This is a genomic window from Rhodococcus sp. R1101, from assembly GCF_000278445.1.
Lineage (GTDB): Bacteria > Actinomycetota > Actinomycetes > Mycobacteriales > Mycobacteriaceae > Rhodococcus > Rhodococcus gordoniae.
The window spans coordinates 1-22,910 of sequence record NZ_AJVB01000021.1; the positions used below are offsets into that span (position 1 = coordinate 1).

At 69.2% G+C, this 22,910-nt stretch carries 20 protein-coding genes; 12 read left to right on the forward strand and 8 right to left on the reverse strand.

The features are described 5' to 3' along the window. The 3 genes from R1101_RS0103445 to R1101_RS0103455 all read left to right on the forward strand — a co-directional run. On the forward strand, positions 1 to 749 hold a 749-nt coding region (locus R1101_RS0103445; protein ID WP_016932095.1), incomplete at its 5' end, for a DALR domain-containing protein. Next, a complete protein-coding gene (gene rlmB / locus R1101_RS0103450) occupies positions 749 to 1,717 on the forward strand; it encodes a 23S rRNA (guanosine(2251)-2'-O)-methyltransferase RlmB (RefSeq protein ID WP_016932096.1) in 969 nt (322 codons plus the stop codon). The genes R1101_RS0103445 and rlmB, both read left to right, overlap by 1 nt. A gap of 98 nt (positions 1,718 to 1,815) precedes the next feature. Then, complete coding sequence (locus tag R1101_RS0103455) at positions 1,816 to 2,859, forward strand: alpha/beta hydrolase (protein WP_016932097.1); 1,044 nt, start codon at positions 1,816 to 1,818, stop codon at positions 2,857 to 2,859. A gap of 19 nt (positions 2,860 to 2,878) precedes the next feature. On the opposite strand, the gene R1101_RS0103460 is transcribed toward R1101_RS0103455, so the two are convergent. Continuing rightward, positions 2,879 to 3,751: a biotin-dependent carboxyltransferase family protein gene (locus R1101_RS0103460; protein ID WP_016932098.1), complete on the reverse strand. Its 873-nt coding sequence runs from the start codon at positions 3,749 to 3,751 to the stop codon at positions 2,879 to 2,881. Between the two features lie 87 nt (positions 3,752 to 3,838). Here R1101_RS0103460 and mgtE point away from each other — a divergent pair, with 87 nt between their 5' ends. Continuing rightward, positions 3,839 to 5,188 carry a magnesium transporter gene (gene mgtE / locus R1101_RS0103465; RefSeq protein WP_016932099.1) on the forward strand — a complete coding sequence of 450 codons (1,350 nt, stop codon included), beginning with the start codon at positions 3,839 to 3,841 and terminating at the stop codon, positions 5,186 to 5,188. Positions 5,189 to 5,272: 84 nt separating this feature from the next. Here the strand turns inward: mgtE and R1101_RS0103470 are convergent, their stop codons facing one another. From R1101_RS0103470 to R1101_RS0103490, 5 genes are all read right to left on the reverse strand, one after another. Next, positions 5,273 to 5,881, reverse strand: a complete 609-nt coding sequence (locus R1101_RS0103470; protein ID WP_026002834.1) for a 5-oxoprolinase subunit B family protein — start codon at positions 5,879 to 5,881, stop codon at positions 5,273 to 5,275. A 26-nt stretch (positions 5,882 to 5,907) separates the two neighbouring features. Then, positions 5,908 to 6,666: a LamB/YcsF family protein gene (locus R1101_RS0103475; RefSeq protein ID WP_016932101.1), complete on the reverse strand. Its 759-nt coding sequence runs from the start codon at positions 6,664 to 6,666 to the stop codon at positions 5,908 to 5,910. A 133-nt stretch (positions 6,667 to 6,799) separates the two neighbouring features. After that, the gene (locus R1101_RS0103480; RefSeq protein WP_016932102.1) at positions 6,800 to 7,684 is read right to left on the reverse strand and encodes a metal ABC transporter permease; all 885 of its coding nucleotides are present in this window, start codon (positions 7,682 to 7,684) and stop codon (positions 6,800 to 6,802) included. Then, positions 7,681 to 8,544, reverse strand: a complete 864-nt coding sequence (locus R1101_RS0103485; RefSeq protein WP_016932103.1) for a metal ABC transporter ATP-binding protein — start codon at positions 8,542 to 8,544, stop codon at positions 7,681 to 7,683. Before R1101_RS0103485 ends, R1101_RS0103480 begins: the two co-directional genes overlap by 4 nt. Before the next feature lie 26 nt (positions 8,545 to 8,570). Next, positions 8,571 to 9,602: a metal ABC transporter solute-binding protein, Zn/Mn family gene (locus R1101_RS0103490; RefSeq protein WP_016932104.1), complete on the reverse strand. Its 1,032-nt coding sequence runs from the start codon at positions 9,600 to 9,602 to the stop codon at positions 8,571 to 8,573. 169 nt (positions 9,603 to 9,771) lie between these two features. Between R1101_RS0103490 and R1101_RS0103495 the strand changes: the two genes are divergently transcribed. Next, a complete protein-coding gene (locus R1101_RS0103495; protein WP_026002835.1) occupies positions 9,772 to 10,878 on the forward strand; it encodes a LacI family DNA-binding transcriptional regulator in 1,107 nt (368 codons plus the stop codon). Between the two features lie 24 nt (positions 10,879 to 10,902). Here R1101_RS0103495 and otsB read toward each other — a convergent pair whose 3' ends face one another. Beyond that, positions 10,903 to 13,479, reverse strand: a complete 2,577-nt coding sequence (gene otsB, locus R1101_RS0103500) for a trehalose-phosphatase (RefSeq protein ID WP_026002836.1) — start codon at positions 13,477 to 13,479, stop codon at positions 10,903 to 10,905. Between the two features lie 107 nt (positions 13,480 to 13,586). Continuing rightward, entirely contained in the window at positions 13,587 to 14,246 is a 660-nt protein-coding gene (gene kstR, locus R1101_RS0103505) for a cholesterol catabolism transcriptional regulator KstR (RefSeq protein ID WP_016932107.1), read from the reverse strand. Positions 14,247 to 14,335: 89 nt separating this feature from the next. Here kstR and R1101_RS0103510 point away from each other — a divergent pair, with 89 nt between their 5' ends. The 7 genes from R1101_RS0103510 (at position 14,336) to R1101_RS0103540 (ending at position 22,842) form a co-directional block, all read left to right on the forward strand. Next, on the forward strand, positions 14,336 to 16,510 hold the full coding sequence (locus tag R1101_RS0103510; protein WP_016932108.1) for an acyl-CoA dehydrogenase: 2,175 nt from the start codon (positions 14,336 to 14,338) through the stop codon (positions 16,508 to 16,510). Between the two features lie 68 nt (positions 16,511 to 16,578). Then, entirely contained in the window at positions 16,579 to 17,622 is a 1,044-nt protein-coding gene (locus R1101_RS0103515; RefSeq protein ID WP_016932109.1) for an acyl-CoA dehydrogenase family protein, read from the forward strand. Further along, positions 17,607 to 18,758, forward strand: coding sequence for an acyl-CoA dehydrogenase family protein (locus R1101_RS0103520; RefSeq protein ID WP_016932110.1), 1,152 nt, complete (start codon positions 17,607 to 17,609; stop codon positions 18,756 to 18,758). Before R1101_RS0103515 ends, R1101_RS0103520 begins: the two co-directional genes overlap by 16 nt. Before the next feature lie 14 nt (positions 18,759 to 18,772). Continuing rightward, positions 18,773 to 19,789, forward strand: a complete 1,017-nt coding sequence (locus R1101_RS0103525; RefSeq protein ID WP_026002837.1) for a bifunctional MaoC family dehydratase N-terminal/OB-fold nucleic acid binding domain-containing protein — start codon at positions 18,773 to 18,775, stop codon at positions 19,787 to 19,789. Continuing rightward, on the forward strand, positions 19,786 to 20,190 hold the full coding sequence (locus R1101_RS0103530; RefSeq protein WP_016932112.1) for a MaoC family dehydratase: 405 nt from the start codon (positions 19,786 to 19,788) through the stop codon (positions 20,188 to 20,190). Before R1101_RS0103525 ends, R1101_RS0103530 begins: the two co-directional genes overlap by 4 nt. Continuing rightward, positions 20,187 to 21,356, forward strand: coding sequence for a lipid-transfer protein (locus R1101_RS0103535; RefSeq protein ID WP_016932113.1), 1,170 nt, complete (start codon positions 20,187 to 20,189; stop codon positions 21,354 to 21,356). Before R1101_RS0103530 ends, R1101_RS0103535 begins: the two co-directional genes overlap by 4 nt. Before the next feature lie 79 nt (positions 21,357 to 21,435). Then, positions 21,436 to 22,842, forward strand: a complete 1,407-nt coding sequence (locus tag R1101_RS0103540) for a DUF2252 domain-containing protein (protein ID WP_016932114.1) — start codon at positions 21,436 to 21,438, stop codon at positions 22,840 to 22,842. Positions 22,843 to 22,910 lie beyond the last annotated feature (68 nt).

Below are 22,910 nucleotides of genomic sequence, written 5' to 3' on the forward strand. Positions count from 1 at the left end.
GGGGCACTTTCGACATCCACTGCGGAGGCATGGACCTCGTCTTCCCGCACCACGAGAACGAGATGGCCCAGTCCCGCGCCGTCGGCGACGGCTTCGCCCGCTACTGGCTGCACAACGGCTGGGTGACGATGGGCGGCGAGAAGATGTCGAAGTCGCTCGGCAACGTGCTGTCCATCCCCAACGTGCTCGCCCGGGTCCGCCCGCAGGAACTGCGGTACTACCTCGGCAGCGCCCACTACCGTTCGATGCTCGAGTATTCCGACGACGCGCTCGCCGAAGCGGCGGCGGCCTACCGGGGGCTCGAGTCGTTCGTGCTCAAGACCCGCGACCGGGCCGGAGAGGTACCCGTGGGTGCCTGGACGGACGCCTTCGCCGAAGCACTCGACGACGACCTCGGTGTGCCCAAGGCGCTCGCCGAGATCCACCGCAAGCGCAGCGAAGGCAACAAGGCGCTCGACAACGGCGATCTCGACGCGGCCGTGCAGATCGCGTCGCAGATCCGGAGCATGCTCGGCATCCTCGGTGTCGACCCGCTCGACGAGCACTGGTGCTCCACCGACGATTCCGGATCGGCCGCGCTCGCGGCCCTCGACGTCCTGGTCGGCGCGGATCTCGAGCGCCGCACGACCGCCCGGGCCGAGAAGAACTGGGCGGTGGCCGACGAGGTGCGGGATCGTCTCGCAGCTGCGGGGGTCGAAGTGACCGATACGCCCAACGGACCCGAGTGGTCTCTGAAAGCAGGACAGTGATGGCAGGCAATTCCCAGCGTCGCGGCGCTATTCGTAAGGGCGGCACGAAGAAGGGCCAGGTCGTCGGGTCCGGCGGGCAGCGGCGTCGCGGCCTCGAAGCGCGCGGTGCCACCCCGAAGGCCGAGGACCGGCCCTACCACCCCGCCGCGCGGCGTGCCCGGGCCGCGGCCAAGGCCGCAGATCCTCGCGGCGGCGGTCGTCGCCCCGCAGCAGGTCGCAAGGCCGAGGACGGCCCGGAGATGGTGCTGGGCCGCAACCCGGTCGTCGAGTGCCTGCGTGCCGGTGTCCCCGCGACCGCTCTGTACGTCGCCCTCGGCGCGGAGTCCGACGAGCGGCTCAAGGAAGCCGTGCAACGCTCGGCCGAGATGGGCATCTCGATCCTCGAGGTCTCGCGTTCCGAACTCGACCGCCTGTCGGCCAACGGGATGCATCAGGGCATCGGTCTCCAGGTGCCGCCGTACCGCTACGCGCATCCCGACGACCTGCTCGCCCGGGCCGCGGAGAATCACGAGCGGCCGCTGCTCGTGGCCCTCGACAACATCTCCGATCCGCGCAATCTCGGTGCCGTGATCCGGTCGGTCGCGGCCTTCGGCGGGCACGGTGTGGTGATCCCGCAGCGGCGCTCGGCGTCGGTGACCGCGGTGGCGTGGCGCACGAGCGCCGGAGCCGCAGCGCGGCTGCCCGTCGCGCGTGCCACCAACCTCACGCGCACTCTCAAGGACTGGCAGTCCCGGGGTGTCCGCGTCGTCGGTCTCGATGCGGGTGGCGACACCGACCTCGACGATTTCGACGGCACCGATCCCGTGGTCGTGGTCGTGGGTTCCGAAGGCAAGGGACTCTCGCGCCTGGTGCGCGAGACCTGCGACGCGGTGCTGTCGATCCCGATGGCCGGCGACGTCGAGTCGCTCAACGCGTCCGTCGCCGCGGGTGTGGTGCTCGCCGACATCGCGCGGCAGCGCCGGGCCTGACCGACTACGCGGCAGCGCCGGGCCTGACCGACTACGCGGCAGCGCCGGGCCCGACCGAGTCGGCCGGTTCTACCCCCACGAGGGCCTAGTCTGTCCTCGTGGCCGCCTCTCTGCCGTTCCGTACGACGGTGTTCGCGTTCCTCGAACGCTTCACCGGCAAGTCCATCGCCGACGCCCGCGTCGACGAGATTCCCGCACGCCGTACTGCGCGCGCGAAACTGCTGGCGTCTCCGGTCGGCCGGTTGATCTCGGGCCGGCCGCATCCCGGCGTGCGGATCGAGGACCGGTGGGTCGATCTCGAGCACGACGCGATCGACGACCTCGAAGCCGAGGACTCGCCGGTCCGGACCCGTCTGAGGATCTATCGACCCTCCGCACGTGTGAGCGGCCCGCTGCCGGTCGTTCTGCTGTTCCACGGTGGGGGGTGGGTGCTCGGCAATCCGGAGCAGAACGAATGGTGGGCGAGTCACACGGCCGCGCGGACCCCGTGCGTGGTGGTGTCGGTGGATTACCGGCTCGCCCCCGAGCATCCGTATCCCGCGGCGGTACTGGACTGCTGGGCCGCGTTCCGGTGGGTCGTCGCGCACGCTGCGGAGTTCGACGGTGATCCGTCCCGCGTCGTGGTCGCGGGCGACAGCGCCGGCGGCAATCTCGCCGCCGTCGTCGCCGATGTGGCCGGGCGGTCGGACGGTCCGCTGCCGGTCGGCCAGGTGCTGATCTATCCGGCGACGGAGATGGAGGAGGAGTTCCCGTCGGAGCGGCAGTTCGCGAACGCTCCGGTACTCACCTCCCGCGGCATGCGGGCGTTCGTGCGTCTCTATCTCGCCGGAGCCGACCCGTATGCGCCGACCGCGGCACCGTTACGCGGCACGCTCGCCGGTGCCGCCGTGCCCGCCCTCGTGCAAGTGGCAGGACACGACCCGTTGCGCGACAACGCCGTTCGATATGCGTCGGCGTTGCGGGACAAGGGGGGTGACGTGACGGAGACCGACTACCCCCGCACGGTGCACGGCTATCTCAGCCTGCCGGGTATCTCGCCGCCCGCGAAACACGCACTCGACGAGGCGATCACCTTCGTGCGACGGGTGACGACCGCCGACCCGACGGACGAGACCGATCCGTCCGTCCGGTCCCGGATCTGACGCTCGCAGGACCGGCCGATCACCGGACCGGTACGAACCGCACCCGCTGCCCGGGACGCAGTTGCGCCGCGACGGGCAGGTCGGCGGCGATCGCCACCGCGGCGACCGGATAGCCGCCTGTGACGGGATGGTCGGCGAGGAACAGCACCGGGTGCCCGTCCGGCGGTATCTGCAGCGACCCCGGAACCATGCCCTCACTGGGCATCTCCTCGTGCCGTGCCCGGTGCAGGCGGCCGGGGCCATGGAACCTGATGCCCACCCGGTCGAGTTGTGGTGTCACCGTCCAGGTCTCGTGGAACAGGGCACGCAGTGATCCGGGGGTGAACCAGTCGTCGCGCGGCCCGGGCCGCACCCGGATCTCCACGGGATCGCCCATCGGTGGCGGCGGTGGGAACTGTTCCTCGTCGGGCAGGCCGGCCGACATCGCGCCGACGAGCAGCCGGTCGCCGGTGCGTACCGGTGACGGTCCGGTGTTCGACAAGGTGTCGGTGGATCTGCTGCCGAGCACCTCCGGGACATCGATGCCGCCGCGCACGGCGAGATAGATCCGCAGGCCGTCGTTCGGCAGGCCGATCCGCAGTACGTCGTCGTTCCGCAGGGCGATGCGCGCCCAGTCGCCGACCGGACGATTGCACACGGTCACGTCGGCGCGGGCACCTGTCACCGCCACGGTCGTCTCGCCGACACTGCGGACGACGAGACCGCCGCCGGTCACCTCGAGTGTCGCGGCGTCCGGCCGGTTGCCCACGAGCCGATTCGCCGCGTCGTGCGCGCGTCGGTCGGCGGCACCGGACCGGGTGAGCCCCGAGGAGCCGTAACCGGGACGTCCGCGATCCTGCACCGTCGTGAGCATTCCGCCGGAGATCACCTCGAACCACGCCACGACGTTCATTCTCACCCACCGCGTTCGTTTGCCCGGCCGAACTTCTACCGAAAGGACGGGATAGGTTGAAGATGATCGAGGACGGAGGTGCCGGGCATGGAGGAAGCGGACGTCCGTGCGACGACGAGACTCGTCGAGAAGGCCCTCGAGGCCGACGATCTTCCGGCAGCGCACGACGCCGTCGCGGAACTGAAGGTCGAACAGGTCGTCGACGTGCTCGAACGGCTCGGCCGGACCGACCGGGCGGTGCTCTACCGGCTTCTGGCCAAGGACCGTGCGATCGAGGTCTTCGAACATCTCGATCCGAGCATGCGGAGCGAACTGGTTCGCGGTCTACGCGACGATCAGGTGGCCGCGATCTTCGCCCGCCTCGAACCGGACGACCGGGTGGAACTGCTCGACGAGCTCCCCGCCACGGTCGCCTCGTCGCTGATGCACGGACTGCCGCCGGACGAGCGGGAGATGACCTCCACGATTCTCGGCTATCCGCAGCGTGCGATCGGCCGTCGGATGAGTCCGGCCTTCGTGTCGTTGCGTCAGGACATGACCGCGGAGGAGGCGATGGACGCCGTACGTCGTCGCCTCGACGACGCGGAAACGGTGTACACCCTGCCGGTGGTGGACGACGGGCGTGTGCTCGTGGGTGTGATCGGCCTGCGCGCGCTGATGAGGGCGTCGCCGGGAACGGTGATCGCCGACATCATGAACGAACCGTACTGGGCCCGCGTCACCGACGATGCAGAGGAATCCGCGCGCCGATGTGCCGAACTCGAGCTGTTGGCGTTGATCGTCGTCGACAGCGAGACCAGATTGGTGGGCATCCTCACCGTGGACGACGCCCTTCGGATCCTCGAGGTCGCCGACAGCGAGGATCAGGCCCGGATCGGTGGTACCGAGCCGCTGCGCCGGCCGTATCTCGCGACACCGGTCGGGCAGTTGGTGCGCTCACGGGTGGTGTGGTTGCTCGTCCTGGCGCTCGGCGCGACACTCACGGTCCAGGTCCTCGAGGTCTTCGAGTCGACCCTCGACCAGGTGGTCACTCTCGCGCTGTTCGTGCCGTTGATCATCGGCACCGGCGGGAACACCGGAAATCAGGCCGCCACCACCGTCACCCGCGCGCTGGCACTCGACGACGTGACACCGCGCGACATCGGTGGGGTGATCGCCCGCGAGTTCCGTGTGGGTCTGTCCCTCGGAGTTCTGTTGGGAACGGTCGCGTTCGTCCTGACGTCCCTGGTCTACGACTCGTCGGTGGGTGCGGTGATCGGGTTGACGCTGGTGAGCACCTGCACTCTCGCGGCCACGGTCGGTGGTGCGATGCCGTTGGTGGCCAAATCGATTCGCGCCGATCCTGCGGTGTTCTCCAACCCGTTCATCACGACTTTCGTCGATGCGACCGGCCTGGTGATCTACTTCCTCATCGCGAAGACCGTGCTGGGTATTTGAGGGCAACGGCGCAGTGGGACCGAGCGCAACGGCGCAGTGGGACCGAGCGCAACGGCGCAGTGGAACCGAGGCCGAGCGAGCGGATCAGAGCGCGACGAAGCGCACCGTGTGTCCCGGCCGCAACAGTGCCGCAGGGGTTCGATCCGGTTGCCACAGCGGGGCGTCGGTGGTTCCGATCAGCTGCCACCCACCCGGCGACTGCCGTGGGTAGACGCCCGAGAACTCGCCTGCGAGCCCCACTGCGCCGGACGGCACGGTGGTGCGCGGCGAGCTGCGGCGCGGCACGTGCAACCGCGGGTCCCCACCGGTGAGATAGGCGAAGCCGGGCGCGAATCCGCCGAAGGCGACCGTCCAGAGGCTGCCGGTGTGTGCGGCAACCACGCCGTCGGCGCCCAGGCCGGTCGACTCACCGACCTCTTCGAGATCGGCTCCGTCGTACCGGACTTCGAGCGTCACCTCCTCGATGGTGGTGGCGCCCTCGGGCAACGGTGGGGTGGTGGCGATCCACCGGTGCACGACCTGCACGTTCGTCTCGGACGGATCGAAGCTCACCAGCAGCGTCCGAGCCGCCGGAACGAGATCGACGACGCCTCCGGGCCGCTCCCGGTCCAGCGCCCGGAAGTGGCCGAGAACCTGGTCGAGGGACTCGAACTCGGCGAGCAGTGCGCTGTCCCCGGCGCGGATGATCCTCATCGGTGTACCTCGCGGAGTCCCGGCGTTCACACGAACGCCCGGATGTCGATGTTCTCGGCGTCGAGGCGGCGCCGGACGGCGACGGCCACCGCCGTGGCGTCGGGGGAGTCGCCGTGGATGCACACCGACTGCGCTCCCACACGGACGTCGCTCCCGTCGATCGCGGTGACCACTCCCTCGGTGACCATGCGCAGGACCCGCTCGGCGATCTCGTCCGGATCGTGCAGTACCGCACCGGGTTCGCGCCGGGAGACCAGCGTCCCGGAGGAGGTGTAGGCGCGGTCGGCGAACGCCTCGGTGACGACCCTCAGACCGGCCCGCCCGGCTTCCTCGAGGAAGACGGAGCCGGGCAGCCCGAGGACGGGCAGTGAGGCGTCGTAGGCGCGCACCGCGTCCACGACGGCCCGGGCCTGTTCGCGATGATGGACGATCGCGTTGTACAGCGCGCCGTGGGGTTTGACGTAGCCGACCGACGAGCCCGCCGCTCGCGCGAGCCCGTCCAGTGCACCGATCTGGTAGATGATCTCGGCGGTGAGATCCGCGGACGGCACCTCGATGAAGCGACGACCGAAGCCGGCGAGGTCGTTGTATCCGACCTGGGCGCCGATCCGCACCGCGCGCTTCGCGGCGCCGTGGCAGGTGCTCAGCAGGGTCGCCGGGTCGCCGGCATGGAATCCGCACGCCACGTTGGCGCTGGTGACGATGTCGAGCATGGTCTCGTCGTCGCCCAGACGCCACCGGCCGTAACTCTCGCCGAGGTCGCTGTTGAGATCGATGCGGGTCACGTCCCGAGTCTAGGCGCCGTCGAGCACGTACAGCCCGCGCCGGCCGAGCACCCGGCGTCGGGATCGCACACCGTGCCCGTGCTCGCACCACCGAGCGGATACCAGGTCGACGGGACGATCGCGTTCGCGTCGGTCAGGCAGCTGCGGCGACCCGTCCGGAGCCCCGCCGGCTGCGGGCGGTGCCGATCACGCGGCACACCATGTAGATGACGAACGCGATCGTCGTGATGAAGGCCGAGACCGGCACGCCGGGCGCCAGTGCGAGCAGGATGCCGCCGACCGCCGAGATCTCCGCGAAGACCACCGACAGCACGGTGGCGGCGAGCGGTCCGCTGACCACGCGTGCCGCCGCGGCGGCGGGGGTGATGAGCAACGCCATCACCAGCAGTGCCCCGACGATCTGCACGCCGAGGGCGGCGGTGACACCGACGAGTACCGCGAACACGATCGACAACGCGCGGACCGGGACGCCGCGGGCGGCCGCGACCTCCGGGTCGGTGCTGGCGAACAGCAGCGGACGGTAGATCACCAGCAGCGTGAGGATCACGACGGCAGCGCACGCGGCGAGCAGGGCGATGCCGGTGCCACCGGGTGCCACGATCTGGCCGGTGAGCAACGAGAAGGCGGCACCGGTGCGCCCGTCGTAGGCCCACAGCAGCAGGACGGCCAGGCCGAGACCGAAGGCCATCACCACACCGATGACGGAGTCCCGTTCGCGTGCACGTGTTCCCAGGACCCCGAAGAGGATCGCGGCGATCACGGCACCCACGACGGCGCCGAGCCCCACCGAGACCCCGACGATGAGCGCCGCGGCGGCGCCGGTGAGCGACAGCTCGGAGGTGCCGTGCACCGAGAACGCCATCTGCCGGCTGATGATCAACGGGCCGATCACGCCGGCGAGCAGGCCGAGGATCGCGCCGGCGACCAGCGCCTGCTGCACGAAGTCGTACTGCAGGAGTTCGACGGTGGTCTCCACGTCGAACATCCGGCCCAGGGCGTCGGTGAACTTGCTGCTCATTCGTGGTCCTCGTGATCGTGGTGGACGCCTTCCCCGGGGCGCAGTCCGCCGGCGCTGCCGAGCGCGTCGATGGCGTCTCCGGTGCCGACCACCACCAGGCGTCCGCGCATCTCGAGCACCTCGACGTCGGTGCGGTACAGCTCGGAGAGCACCTGCGAGGTCATCACCTCGGTGGGAGTGCCGATGCGGAACTGGCCGTCGACGAGGTACAGCACGCGATCCACCAGTGGCAGGATCGGGTTGATCTCGTGGGTGACGAACAGTACGGAGGTGTCGTGGTCGCGGCGGCGGCGGTCGATGAGCGACGACACCAGGTGCTGGTTGGCGAGATCGAGACTCAGCAACGGTTCGTCGCACAGGAGCACCCGCGGATCGCCCACGAGGGCCTGCGCGATACGTAGCCGCTGCTGCTCACCGCCGGAGAGTGTGCCGATCGGGGCGCCGGCATAGGACTCGGCGCCCACCTGGGCGATCGCGTCGTCGACCGCGACGCGGCGGCGCCGGCGGGTCCGCAGGCCGGTGCCCCACAGGTGTCCGTCCATACCGAGGCCCACGAGGTCGCGTCCCCGGAGCGGTACGCCCTCGTCGAGTGATTTCTGCTGCGGTACGTAGCCGACGTGGGAGTTCCCGGTTCGGACGGGCTGCCCGGCGATCGTCGCCGTTCCCGAGGTGAGCGGGAGCTGGCCGAGCAGCACCTTGAGCAGCGATGTCTTGCCGGCACCGTTGGGTCCGAGCACCGCCAGGAACTCGCCGGGTTCGACGACGAGGTCGAGACCTTCCCAGAGGACGCGATCTCCGAATGCCAGCCGGGCATCGCGGAGTTCGACGGTGGGTGTGCGGTCGGATGGAGGAGGTGTCACCGAAGTCCGTGTTCTCGATCGGATGGTCAGGAGGCGGTCTCGAGCGCGGCGGCGAGGGTCTCGGCGGTCCGGGCCTGCCACTGAATGTAGTCGACACCGTCGGGCAGGGTTTCGAAAACCTCGACCACCGCGACGCCCGACGACTCTGCTGCCGTGCGCATCTCGCGACTGATCCGGTCCTCGGTCTGCGGGTTGTAGATCAGGACGCGAACCTGCTTGTCGACCAGCAGTTGCCGCGTCGCCGCGATCGCCGCCGGGGACGGATCTGTGCCGTTCTCGATGGCGTTGGTGAAGTCCGGGGGAGTGACGTCGTCGAGTGCCGCGGCCGAGACGAGGTAGTGACCGATGGTCTCGGTCTGAGCGACGGGAGCGTTGCCGTGCGTGTCGGCGATCCTGTCGACGACATCCGCCACGGAGTGCAGATTCTCGTGGAATGCTGCCGCGTTGGTCTCGTAGACGGCGGCACCCTCGGGATCGAGTTCGGCGAGCCGGTCGGCGACCGCGTGCGCGACGGCGTCGGCGGTCGCGAGGTCGTACCAGACGTGCTCGTTGATGCCGCCGTGGTCGTGGCCCTCGTGCGAGTGACCGTCTCCGGTCTCGTGCGAATGATCATCGGAAATTGCTGTATCCGAATCATTCTCGGCCGAATCCTCGTTGCCGTGATCGTGCCCGGCATGCAGATCCGAGTACGCGCCGGACTCGAACAGGGCGAAGGCCTCGACGACGGCCGGCTTCTCGCCGCTCGCGTCGAGGATGTCGTCGACGAAGTGGTCGTAGCCGCCCCCGTTGTAGACCACGAGCGAGGCGTCGCTGATCGCCGCGGCGTCGAGGGGGCTGGCCTCGTAGGAGTGCGGGTCGGCGTTCGGTTCGGTGATGAGCGAGCGGACTTCGACGCGGTCTCCGGCGACGGCCTGCGCGATCGACCCCCACACGTTCGTGGAGGCGACGACGCTGATCGCGTCGTCGTCGGCGCCGGAGGTATCGGTGCCGCACGCGGCGAGTGTGGTCGCGCAGGCTACGGCAGCGGCTGCGAGGGCCGTGCGGGAGGACAGTCGCACAGTTCTTCTCCTGAGGATCGGCGGTCTTCGGTGAACGGGGTCCGGAACGACCGAGCGACCGACCCAAACGTTATTGGTAACCGTTACCGTTCCACTTTAGCGGACGGCGCGAAACCCTCCCACCATCCCTGAGTGGTCGTGAGCACGGACACAGGACTACGGTCCTCTCATGTCCAGGTCTCGTCAGCCGCGCCGACAGGCGACCCTGGCGTCGATAGCCGCCGAGTTGAAGATCTCCCGCACCACGGTCTCGAACGCGTACAACCGTCCCGATCAGTTGTCCGCCGAACTGCGTGAGCGTGTCCTCGAAGTTGCCAAGCGACGCGGATATGCCGGACCGGATCCGATGGCGCGGTCGCTGCGTACCCGCAAGGCCGGAGCGGTCGGGGTCCTGCTCACCGAAGCGTTGAGCTACTCCTTCCGGGATCCCGCCGCCATGAGCTTCCTGTCGGGACTGTCCGAGGCGTGCGAGGCGGCGGGGCAGGGGCTGTTGCTCATCCCCGCCGGACCCGGACGCACCGACGACGAGGCCGCACAGGTCGTGCACCGGTCGTCCGTCGACGGTTTCGTCGTGTACTCGGTCCCTGCCGAGGATCCCTATCTGGCGGCCGTACTCGAACGGCACCTCCCGGTCGTGGCGTGCGACCAGCCGCGCGGACTCGAGCACACCCCGGTGGTGGGCATCGACGACCGGCGGGCGATGCGCGATCTCGCGGCCCATCTCGTCGAGCTCGGCCACCGTGAGATCGGCATGTTGTCGATGCGCCTCGGCCGGGAACGACACGACGGGGTCGTCGATCTGTCGACCCTCGGGACCGGCGGTTTCCACGTGCAGCGAGAACGCATCCGCGGCGTCCAGGACGCCATGAGCGCTGCGGGCCTGGCCCCCGACTCGCTCACCGTCGTCGAGCGCTACACCCACACGGCGGAGGACGGCATGTCCGCCGCAGCGCAGATCATGCGGGTCAACCCGAGGATCACCGCGCTCGTGTGCACCACCGACGTACTCGCGCTCGGCGCGCTCGCATGGGCCAACCAGATGGGTCTCGACGTGCCCGGGCACCTGTCGATCACCGGATTCGACGGCATCGACGAAGCGATGCGCGAAGGTCTCACGACCGTGCGGCAACCGCAGAAGGACAAGGGGCGGCGCGCCGGCGAACTGCTCCTCGCCGCCCCGTCGCATTCCGGTGTACCCGCACTCGAGACCCTGGGCACCCAACTGTGGTTCGGCGCCACCTCGGGCCGGGTCGAGAGCGAGTGGTACGCGGAATAGGGCAGTGTCGCCGGCCGCAGGGTGTCAGCGGGTCCGCTCGCCCATCGGCTTCGCCCCCGACAGCAGCTGGGCGCAGCGCAGCAGACCGATGTGGCTGTACGCCTGTGGGTGGTTGCCCAGCGAACGCTCCGCGACCGGGTCGTACTCCTCACTGAGCAGGCCGGTCGGTCCGGCTGCGGCGACGAGCTGCGCGAACAGTGCTTCGGCGTCGTTGCGCTGCCCGATCAGCAGGTAGGCCGCCACGAGCCACGCCGCGCACAGGTGGAAGCCGCCTTCGCTACCGGGCAGGCCGTCGTCGCTGTGATAGCGGTAGACGGTCGCGCCGCTGCGCAACTCCCGTTCGGTGGCCGCCACGGTCGCCCGGAACCGCTCGTCCTCCGGGTCGACGAGTCCGGTGAGGCCGATGAACAGGGTGGCCGCGTCGAGATCGGTGCCGTCGTAGGCCGAGGTGAACGACTGGACGTCGTCGTTCCAGCCCTTCTCGGTGACCTCGTCGGCGATCTCGTCGCGCAGCGCCGCCCACCCCTCACCGGCGGTCCGGCCGAACTTCTCGGCGAGCGTCAGCGCCCGGTCGACGGTCAGCCACCCCATGACCTTCGAGTACACGTGGTGACGGGGTGCGTGGCGGATCTCCCAGATGCCGTGGTCCGGCTCGAACCAGCGCCGTTCCACCGCGGTGACCATCGAGCAGACGAGCTCCCAGTCGCGGTCGGTGAGGGCCTGATCGTGGGGCGCGCCGCCTTCCTCGCGGCTGTGCGCGAGGTCGGCGATCAGGTCGACGATCGGACCGAACACGTCGAGCTGCACCTGCTGGTTCGCGGCGTTGCCGATACGCACGGGCCGCGAACCGGCGTAACCGGGAAGCGAGTCGAGCACGGCCTCGGGCGGAAGCGGCCCGCCGGCGAGCGTGTACAGCGGGTGCAGGCGTTCGGGGCCGGGGACGGTCTCGAGGACACGGTGGACCCAGTCGAGGTAGTTCTCGGCCTCTTCGAGCGATCCGACCCGCACGAGCGCCTGCGCCGTGAGCGCGGCGTCGCGCAGCCAGCAGTAGCGGTAGTCCCAGTTGCGGACCCCACCGATCTCCTCGGGGAGCGAGGTGGTCGCCGCGGCAAGGATCGAACCCGTCGGCCCGTGGACCAGCCCGCGCAGGGTGAGCGCCGAACGCTTCATGAGGTCGGGCTTGAGCGGCGGGAGTTCGAGGCGCGACGCCCACGTGTGCCAGTAGGCCTCGGACTGCGCCCGGCGTTCGACCTCCGGCACCGGATGTTCGTCGAGATCATCCGTGCCGCAACGAAATTCGAGGATGATGTCGTTCTCGCTGGGGTCGACCACGGCGTGGGCCGTCTGGTGCACCCCGTCGGTCGTGATGTCCCACCGCACACCGGGAGAGCGCAGCACGTAGGGCTCGTTGAAGCCCATCACGCGGATGCCGTCGTCCTCGACCTCGAGGGTCACCTGGCCCTGGCCGAACTCCGGTCGCGGCGCGAAGGTCACCACCGCGCTCGCGCGCCCGGTGATCACACGGGTCAGATCCGTGCGGCCGGTCTCGACGTCGTGCGGGAGATAGTCGATCACCGCGAGCGACGCCCACCGGGTCACCACCGTCATCGTCGAGTCGACGTAACGCTGGCTGAGCGGCAGCGCCTGACGGGTCGGACCGATGGAGAAGTGACCGGCGGCGTCGCCACCGAGCAGGTGGGCGAAGACCGCGGCGGAATCGGGATCGGGGTGGCACAGCCAGGTGATCGCGCCGTCGGGGGTCACGAGCGCCTTCGAACGGGGGCTCGCGAGCATCGTCAGACGTTCGATCGGGGCGACGTGGGCACCCGACAGCCACGTACGACGTTCCTCGAGCAGGAACGCCAGCGCCGCGATGACCTCTTCGCTGGTGCGGACGCGGTACTCGGCGGCGGTGTCACCGTCGCCGATCTTCACTCCGACATCCGGACCCTGCAGGGAACGGAAGGCCTTCTCGTCGGTCACGTCGTCGCCGAAGAACACCGCCGCGGTGGCGGCCTCCTGATGCCGGATGACGCCGAGGGCCTTGCCCTTGTCGGTGGGCACCACGGACAGCTCGATCACGGCTTTGCCCTCTGTCACCTGCACGCCCGGACGGAGAGCGAGATCGTTCCGCACGAGGTCGAGGGCCTGTTCGGCGTCGCCAGGGGCGGCGTTGCGCACGTGGAGCGCGGCGCTCGCAGGCTTGACCTCCACCCGCACGCCGGTGAACCGGGACGCCACGCCGTCCAGTCCCTCGACGATCGTGGCGAGCAGGTCCCTGGCCTCGGGATCGATCTCGTGGACGAATCCGATGTCGAACTCGGAACCGTGGCTGCCGACGAGCTTGACCTCGACCGGCAACCGCGACAGGGCGGCGAGATCCTTGAGGGCGCGACCCGAGATGACCGCCGCGGACGTCGACGGGAGAGCGGCGAGGCCCCGCAGCGCCCGCACCGCATCGTCGTGCGGGTAGGCCTTCTCCGGGTCGCTCACGATGGGGGAGATGGTGCCGTCGTAGTCGGTCGCCACGAGCAGACGGGGCGTCCGCGCGACAGCCACCAGAGCACGTCGAAGGTCAATCGGAAGATCGTGGGCACTCACCTGAACCACGTTAGGTCAGAGTCGGGCGGGAGTCGGACCCCGTCGGCCTTCCGAGTGCGTGTTTCCGGTTACAGAAGACCGGGAAGCAACTTTCGTACTCCCGAGTCTCATACTCCCGAGGCGACCGTCTTCGGGGCGCGGGAGCCGTCTCCGAGCAGGAGATCCACGGTCAGTTCGAGCCGGCGGGCGACATCGGTGGCCGACGAACGGCGCGTGAGCCAGGCGACGAGATTGGACAGCCACACGTCGCTGATGACACGCGCGATGGCGAGTTCCTCCTCGGTGGGCTCGCCGTCGTTCATGGCCCGCGCGAACAGCCGGTCCATGAGGGTGCCGACCTGATCGACCTCGGCGGCGGCCGAGGCGTCGGCGAACATGAACGCCCGCGTCATGGCTTCGGTGAGCAGGGGATCGCGCTGCATCGCCTTGGTGATCAGACTCAGGACCAGGTGCATACGCTCGAGCGGGCTGTGGCCGGGTGGGATGCGGCCCTTACCCTCGATACGGGCGAATTCACGGCCGAGGGCGGAGACCAGCAGGTGCACCTTGGACGGGAAGTACCGGTAGAGGGTGCCGACGGCGACGTCCGCTCGTTCGGCCACTGCCCGCATCTGCACGGCCTCGTATCCACCCTTGGACGCAAGCGCCAGGGTGGCGTCGAGAATCCGCTTACGCCGTTCCTTCTGGGCATTGGAACTGAGATCGTCCTCGGTGAGGGCGGTCAGAGTTCCGTGTCCATTGGCACGGGAGCGGGACGGGGTGGCCATAAATTCGTTTCCTCACGCCTTGACTCCGAATCGGTGTCATATTAGAACACGTTCTAGCAATGATGTCATTCGGAAGGGCGGAAACCGCTGTGAGTATCGCCACGACCGAGGAGCAGCGAGCCGTCCAGGCATCCGTGCAGGCCTGGTCACGCACCGTCGACCCCATCTCGACGATACGTCGCTCAGGCGACGCGACGTGGCGCGACGGCTGGTCGTCCCTCGCAGAACTCGGACTTTTCGGTGTCGCCGTCCCCGAGGACGCGGGCGGCGTCGGAGCGACCGCCGTGGACCTGGCCGTCATGCTCGAACAGGCCGCCCGCGAACTCGCGCCCGGCCCCGTCCTGACGACTGCCGTGGCGGCTCTCGTGTTCGGCCGGGCCGGAGAGGCTGTCGCCAAGACGACGGCGCGACTCGCCGAGGGCGAGGTCCCCACCGCGCTCGCGCTCGACTCGGCCGTGGCCGCCGAACCGGCAGGGGACGGATTCGTGCTGCGGGGCGAGGCCGGGCCGGCCGTGGGCGCCGAAGCCGGGATCGCTGTGCTCGTGCGTCTCGGGGGTGATGGTGATCCGGCCGTCGAATCCGCCGGTGGAGCCCCGGACATCGAACGCTGGGCGCTCGTCGAGGCCGACGATCCGGGTCTGCAGGTCGAGCCGCTCGACACCATCGACGCCTCCCGCGCGGTGGCCCGTGTCCGGTTCGACGGCGCGACCGTCCCGGCAGGCCGTGTCGCGACCGTCCCGGCCGGCTTCGTGCGCGACCTCACCGCCGGTCTTGCCGCCGCGGAACTGGCCGGCCTCGCCGGCTGGGCGCTGACCACCGCCGTCGACTACGCGAAGATCCGTGAGCAGTTCGGCAAACCGATCGGCGCGTTCCAGGCGGTCAAGCACATCTGTGCCGAAATGCTCTGCCGGACCGAGAAGATCCGGGCCGTGGCATGGGACGCAGCGGTCACTGTCGATTCGCAGCCCGACGAACTGCCGATCGCGGCGGCCGCTGCTGCGGCGATCGCGCTCGACGCCGCGGTCCGGACGGCCGAGGATGCGATCCAGGTGCTCGGCGGCATCGGCTTCACGTGGGAGCACGACGCGCACTTCTATCTTCGCCGCGCGGTCGCCACCCGGCAGGTACTCGGCGGCTCCACCGTGTGGCGGTCACGGCTCACCACCCTGGTCCGCGGCGGCGCGCGTCGTCATCTCGGGATCGACCTGTCCGGGCACGAGGAGGAGCGGGCACGGATCCGCGCGGAGATCGAGAGCATCGCCGCCGCGCCCGAGTCCGAGCAGCGTGTCGCTCTCGCCGAGTCGGGTCTGCTCGCACCGCACTGGCCGGCGCCCTACGGCCGGGGAGCCGGCGCCGCCGAGCAGCTCGTCGTCCAGGAGGAACTCGCCGCTGCCGGTATCGAACGCCCCGATCTCGTGATCGGCTGGTGGGCGGTGCCGACCGTCCTCCAGTACGGCACGCCCGAGCAGATCGAACGGTTCGTGATGCCCACCCTGCGCGGCGACGTGGTGTGGTGCCAGCTGTTCTCGGAACCCGGAGCGGGTTCGGATCTTGCGGCACTGCGCACGAGTGCCGAGAAGGTCGACGGGGGATGGGTGCTGCGCGGGCAGAAGGTGTGGACCTCGCTCGCTCAGCAGGCCGATTGGGCGCTCTGCCTCGCCCGCACCGACCGCGATGTCCCCAAGCACAAGGGCATCACGTACTTCCTCGTCGACATGAAGTCCGCGGGTATCACGATCTCGCCGCTGCGCGAGATCACCGGCGACGCGCTGTTCAACGAGGTCTTCCTCGATTCGGTCTTCGTGCCGGACGAGTGCGTGGTCGGGAAACTCGGCGACGGCTGGAAACTCGCCCGCACGACCCTCGCCAACGAGCGCGTCGCGATGGGCGGCAAGTCGTCGCTGGGCCCGCACATCGAAGAGCTGCTCGCTCTGTCGGCGTCGGACGATCCTGTGGCCGAGGACCGCATCGCGACGCAGATCGGTGAGGCGACGGTCGGTTCGCTCCTGGATCTGCGTGCCACCCTCGCACAGCTCGAGGGACAGGATCCCGGCGCCGCGTCGAGCGTCCGTAAGCTCATCGGCGTGCGGCAACGGCAGGACACCGCGGAACTCGCCATGGATCTCGCGGGCGAGGCCGGGTGGGTGGAAGGACCGCTCACCCGGGAGTTCCTCAACACCCGGTGCCTGACGATCGCCGGTGGAACCGAGCAGATTCTGCTGACCGTGGCGGCCGAGCGGCTCCTGGGGCTGCCGCGCGACTGAGGAGTCCTTCCGCCGGACGCCCGGGAATGCTACAACTGGAACACGTTCTATATCGAAGGTGGGTGACGGTGGACTTCGCACGTGACGAGACACAGGAGGAGATCGCCGGTGTGGCGGCCGGTCTCCTGAAACGCGGCCTCGCCGACGAAGCGCTGTGGGCCGCGCTGGCCGACGCCGACCTGCTGTCGCTCGCCCTGCCCGAACGGCTCGGCGGATCGGGGCTCGGGCTCGGTGAAGTGGCCACGGTGCTCACCGAGGTCGGACGCGGAGCGGCGCAGACGCCGGCCCTGGCCACCCTCGGCCTGGGCGTGCTGCCGATCCTCGCACTCGCCTCCGAGCAGCAGCAGGACGAACTGCTCGCCGGCGTCGCGGAAGGAGCCGTCCTGACGGCCGCACTCGGTGAACCCGGCCGCGCCTTCCCGGAACAGCCGGCCGCCACTGCCGTCCGAACCGACGGGGGTCACGCGGTCACCGGGTCGTTCGTCGCCGTGCCCTATGCCGATCGGGCGCGCCTGGTGCTCCTGCCCACCGATGCCGGTGTGGTCGCGGTGGCTCCCGACGCCACCGGCGTGACCCTGCGTCCGAGCCCCACCTCGACCGGCTCCCCGGAGTTCTCGCTGCGCGCCGACGGCGCCGTCGGTGTCCTGCTCGCGGAGTCCGGTGCCGACGCCGTGGCGACCCTCCATCGGATCGTGCTCGCCGCTGTGGCGGCCTTCGCGGACGGACTGCTCTCCGGGGCGACCGAGCTCACCGCGAAGCACGTCAGCGAACGGCACCAGTTCGGCAAACCGCTCGCGACCTTCCAGGCCGTCGCGCAGCAGATCGCCGATGTCTACGTCACCGCGCGCACCCTGCACGTCGCGGCACTGTCGTCGGTGTGGCGCCTGTCCGAAGGTCTCGACGCGGCAGACGATCTCGATGTCACCGCGTACTGGATCGCGGCCGAACTGCCTCCGGCCGTGCGTGTGCTGCACCATCTGCACGGCGGGGTGGGTGTCGACGAGACCTATCCACTGCACAAGTATTCGTCGGCCGCCAAGGACCTCGCCCGGTTGCTCGGCGGCGCCTCGTACCGACTCGACCTCGTGGGGGCCCGGTGTTCATCGATCTGACAGACGAGCAGCGCGCGCTGCAGGCCGAGCTGCGCCGCTATTTCGGCAATCTGGTCTCCCCGGAGGAGGCCGCGATCATGCGTACCGAACGGCACGGGCCCACCTACCGCGAGGTCGTCCGCCGCATGGGCAAGGACGGATGGCTCGGCGTCGGCTGGCCGGTGGAGTTCGGCGGCCACGGTTTCGGCGACGTCGAACAGCAGATCTTCGCCAACGAGGCCGTCCGGGCCGACGTCCCGTTGCCGAGCGTCACGCTGCAGACCGTCGGCCCGACGCTGCAGGTCTACGGCACCGACGAGCAGAAACGGAAGTTCCTGCCCGCCATCCTCGCCGGCGAGGTGCATTTCGCGATCGGGTACTCCGAGCCGGAGGCCGGCACCGACCTCGCCGCACTGCGCACCACCGCGGTGCGCGACGGCGACCACTACATCGTCAACGGACAGAAGATCTTCACCACCGGTGGGCACGACGCCGACTACATCTGGCTCGCGGTCCGCACCGGCCCCGCCGACTCGCGTCACCGGGGCATCTCCGTGCTCATCGTCGACACGAAGGACCCGGGTTTCAGCTGGACGCCGATCATCACCTGCGACGGCGCCCATCACGTCAACGCCACCTACTACAGCGACGTGCGTGTTCCGGCCGAGATGCTCGTCGGCGAGGAGAACAAGGGCTGGAAGCTCATCACCACCCAGCTCAACCACGAACGCGTCATGCTCGGACCGGCCGGTCGCGTGGCGGGCATCTACGACCGGCTCGTCGAGTGGGTCCGCGCGCACGAACTCCAGGACCGTCCCGAGGTGCGACGCGCACTCGGGGAGATCCACGCGACCTGGCGGCTCAACGAACTGCTCAACTGGCAGGTCGCGGCGAGCAGCAACGACGCCGTCGACATCGCCGACGCCTCGGCCACCAAAGTGTTCGCCACCGAGCGGATCCAGCGGGTCGGGCTTCTGGCCGAGGAGATCGTCGGTGCCTTCGGCGACCCCGCCGACGACGACACCGCCGAGCTGCTCCGCTGGCTCGACATGATGGCCAAACGCAATGTCGTCATCACCTTCGGTGGCGGCGTCAACGAGGTCATGCGCGAACTGATCGCGACGGCCGGACTGGGCATGCCGCGGGTACCGCGGTGACGCAGGAGAATTCGGTGACACGTGACGTTCCGGGAAGCACCCCGGAGGAGATCCTGCGGGCGGCCGAACAGGTGCGGAGCGACGGCTCGTCCGCACCCCGGCCCGGCCGCGATCCGGTGAATCTGCCGATGATCCGTAACTGGCTCGAGGCGATCGGCGACGGCAATCCGATCTACACCGACGAATCCGCGGCGATCGCCGCCGGTCACGGCGGTCTCGTGGCCCCGCCCGCCATGGCGCAGGTGTGGACGATGCGCGGTCTCGGCGCCGAACGGGAGAAGGACGATCCGCTCGGCCGGATGACGCAGATCCTCGACGACGCCGGATACACGTCGGTGGTCGCCACCAACTGCGACCAGATCTACCACCGCTACCTGCGGCACGGCGAACAGGTGACGATCGAATCCACCCTCGAGGACGTCGTCGGCCCGAAGAAGACCGGCCTGGGGGAGGGCTGGTTCTTCACCACCCGCAACCTGTGGAGGGTCGGCGACGAGGTCGTCGCCGAAATGCTGTTCCGCATACTGAAGTTCGCACCGCCGACCAAGGTGGAGGAGGCGTCGTCCTCCGACGGCCGGGCACCGTCGGTTCCCGACGATCTCGACCCCGCACGGCTGCTCCGCCCGTCCGTCTCCCGCGACACGCAGTTCTTCTGGGAGGGCATCTCGGCCCACGAACTGCGCATCCAGCGACGCCCCGACGGCACGCTGCAGCACCCACCCGTCCCGGCGCTCTGGCTCGACAAGTCCGAGACCACCGACTACGTCGTGTCCTCCGGTCGCGGAACGGTGTTCAGCTTCGTCGTCCACCATGCCCCGAAGGTGCCGGGACGGCAGCTGCCCTTCGTCGTCGCCCTCGTCGAACTCGACGAAGGGGTGCGGATGCTCGGTGAACTCCGCGGCGTCGATCCCGAGCGGGTACGGATCGGAATGCCGGTGGAAGCCACCTATCTCGATTTCCCCGGCGATGACGAGACCGGGGGAGAAGCGTGGACGCTGTACGCCTGGAAGTCTCTCGAGGAGGACGTGTGAGCGCCCCGACCGTCACGATCGGCGAGAACCTGCCCACTTCGACGATCCACGCGGATCCGACCTTCGTCGTGTCGACGGCCCTGGCCACCCGCGATTTCCAGGACGTGCACCACGACCGCGACAAGGCGCAGCAACGCGGATCGAAGGACATCTTCGTCAACATCCTCACCGACACCGGACTCGTGCAGCGCTACGTCACCGAGTGGGCAGGACCCCGGGCGGTGATCAAGTCGATCTCGCTGAGGCTGGGTGTGCCCTGGTACGCCTACGACACCCTGACCCTTTCCGGCACCGTTGCCTCCGTCGAGGGCGGACTGGTCACCGTCGACGTCACCGGCACCAACAGTCTGGGAAAACACATCACGGCCACAGCCACTTTCGTGATCGGAGGCACCGCATGAGCGGCCTGTCGGGTGCAGCGGCGATCGTCGGCATCGGCGCCACCGACTTCTCGAAGGACTCCGGCCGCAGCGAACTCCGTCTCGCCGCCGAAGCGGTACGCGCCGCCCTCGACGACGCGGGGCTCACCCCGGCCGACGTCGACGGCCTGGTCTCGTTCACGATGGACACCAACACCGAAGTGGCCGTGGCCCGTTCGGTGGGGATACCTCACTTGAAGTTCTTCTCCCGCATCCACTACGGCGGCGGTGCGGCGTGCGCGACGGTGCAGCAGGCGGCGATGGCCGTCGCGACCGGCGTGGCCGACGTGGTGGTCGCCTACCGGGCATTCAACGAACGATCCGGGGCGCGTTACGGTCAGGTCAATACCGCACTTGCCGCGCAGGTGAATTCGTCGGGCACCGACAACGCGTTCTCCTACCCGCACGGGCTGAGCACCCCGGCCTCGTTCGTCGCGATGGTCGCGCAACGCTACATGCACGTCTCCGGTGCGACGAGTGCCGACTTCGGTGCCGTGGCCGTTGCGGACCGCGCTCATGCGGCAACCAATCCCGAGGCGTTCTTCCACGGGAAACCGATCACGCTCGAGGACCACCAGAACTCGCGGTGGATCGCCGAGCCGCTGCACCTGCTCGACTGCTGCCAGGAGTCAGACGGCGGCGTGGCGCTCGTCGTCACGAGCGCCGAGCGGGCGAAGGACCTGAAGCAGACCCCCGCGGTGATCGCCGCCGCGGCACAGGGGAGCGGGCCCGACCAGTACATCATGACCAGTTACTACCGGGACGGGCTCGCAGGACTGCCCGAGATGGGCATCGTCGGCGACCAGTTGTGGAAACAGGCCGGCATCGGACCGCAGGACGTCGCGACGGCCGTCCTCTACGACCATTTCACCCCGTACGTGCTCATGCAGCTCGAAGAACTCGGATTCTGCGGACGCGGTGAGGCCAAGGACTTCGTCGCCGACGGCATCCAGGTCGGCGGGCGGCTGCCGATCAACACTCACGGCGGTCAGCTGGGTGAGGCCTACATCCACGGTATGAACGGCATCGCCGAGGGCGTCCGGCAGATCCGCGGCACGGCGGTCAACCAGGTCGACGACGTCGACCACGTCCTGGTCACGGCAGGAACGGGAGTTCCGACCTCGGGACTGGTGCTGTCGCGGTCCTGACGCCGTTTCGCTCCCACGGGGACGCGGGCCTGCCTACGATGTAGGCCCACGCTCCGGCGAGATCCCTGTGGGAGGACCCATGTCGGTCACGGACGGACATGTCGTGCATCCGACCCGCGAACAGCGGGTGCGGAACGGCCTCGCCGCTCGGAGGGTCACTCCCGTCGAGTCGCTGGCCGATCTCGGGGAGTCGTCCCGGGATCCGATCGCGCTGCTCGAGAGCCAGGCGCAGTCCCGCGTCCCCCAGCTCGTCCCGGTGCGATACGGCCGCATGGCGACATCGGCGTTCGCGTTCTTCCGCGGTGCCGCGCTGGTGATGGCCGACGATCTGTCGCGCACGCCCGACAGCGGTCTGCACACACAGCTGTGCGGCGACGCCCACGCGAGCAATTTCGGCCTGTTCGCGACTCCGGAACGGAGGACGGCCTTCGACGTCAACGACTTCGACGAGACGTATCCGGGGCCGTTCGAATGGGACGTCAAACGCCTGGTCGCAAGCCTCGAGATCGCGGGTCGCGACAACGGGTTCACCACGAAGGAATGCCGGAAGATCACCCGGGCATGTGCGGCCGAGTATCGCGAGACCATGTGCAGGCAGGCGCAACTCGGAAATCTGGCGGTGCGGTATTCCCATCTCGATCCCACGGTCGAGATAGCGGAGTCGGGCGGCGTGCTGGATGCGAGGATGGAGAAACGCACCCGGAAAGCGCTCGACAAGGCCTCGCGGCGCGACAGTCTCCAGGCACTGGAGAAGCTGACCACCGTCATCGACGGTCACCGGCGGATCATCAGCGATCCGCCGCTCATCGTGCCCGTCGAAGAGGTCTTCGCCGATCTCGATGCCGAGGCGATCTACGACGAGCTGTACGGTCGCGTCCGGTCGTACCGGGCGACGCTGCAGTGGGACCGCCGGGTCCTTCTCGAACAGTTCGAACTGGTCCAGGCGGCGCGGAAGGTCGTCGGAGTGGGAAGCGTCGGCACGCGGGCGTGGATCCTCCTGTTGCGGGGTGTGGACGACGACGATCCGCTGTTCCTGCAGGCGAAGGAAGCCCAGCGTTCGGTGTTGTCGTACTACGTGGACGGGCCGTCCTTCCGCAACGAGGGCGAACGCGTCGTGAACGGTCAGCGCCTGATGCAGTCCGCGAGCGACATCTTCCTCGGCTGGCAGCGGGGTACGGGCGCCGACGGAGTGGACCGGGACTTCTACATCCGTCAGCTCCGCGACGGTAAGGGCTCGGCGGTGATCGAGGAGATGGTGCCCAAGGGCCTGAAGCTCTACGGGCGGTTGTGCGCGCGGGTCCTCGCCTACGCCCACGCCCGGGCGGGCGACCGGATCGCGCTGGCGGCCTATCTCGGCACGGACGACCAGTTCGACGAGGCGCTCGCGTCCTTCGCGGTGGCCTACGCGGACCGGACCGAGCGCGACCTGCAGGCACTGCACGACGCAGTGGACCAGGGCCGGGTGAAGGCCCGGTCGGGACTCTGATCCCGTCTTCGCCTCGACGGTCCCGGACCCTTCCGGTGTCCGGGACCGCGAGTTCGTCCTCGGCGATC

Excerpts from the sequence above, each read along its gene's own strand:
- rlmB (WP_016932096.1), top strand. The coding sequence starts at position 749 with ATGGCAGGCAATTCCCAGCGTCGCGGCGCTATTCGTAAGGGCGGCACG.
- R1101_RS0103460 (WP_016932098.1), bottom strand. The coding sequence starts at position 3,751 with ATGAACGTCGTGGCGTGGTTCGAGGTGATCTCCGGCGGAATGCTCACG.
- mgtE (WP_016932099.1), top strand. The coding sequence starts at position 3,839 with ATGGAGGAAGCGGACGTCCGTGCGACGACGAGACTCGTCGAGAAGGCC.
- R1101_RS0103470 (WP_026002834.1), bottom strand. The coding sequence starts at position 5,881 with ATGAGGATCATCCGCGCCGGGGACAGCGCACTGCTCGCCGAGTTCGAG.
- R1101_RS0103480 (WP_016932102.1), bottom strand. The coding sequence starts at position 7,684 with ATGAGCAGCAAGTTCACCGACGCCCTGGGCCGGATGTTCGACGTGGAG.
- R1101_RS0103495 (WP_026002835.1), top strand. The coding sequence starts at position 9,772 with ATGTCCAGGTCTCGTCAGCCGCGCCGACAGGCGACCCTGGCGTCGATA.
- kstR (WP_016932107.1), bottom strand. The coding sequence starts at position 14,246 with ATGGCCACCCCGTCCCGCTCCCGTGCCAATGGACACGGAACTCTGACC.
- R1101_RS0103535 (WP_016932113.1), top strand. The coding sequence starts at position 20,187 with ATGAGCGGCCTGTCGGGTGCAGCGGCGATCGTCGGCATCGGCGCCACC.
- R1101_RS0103540 (WP_016932114.1), top strand. The coding sequence starts at position 21,436 with ATGTCGGTCACGGACGGACATGTCGTGCATCCGACCCGCGAACAGCGG.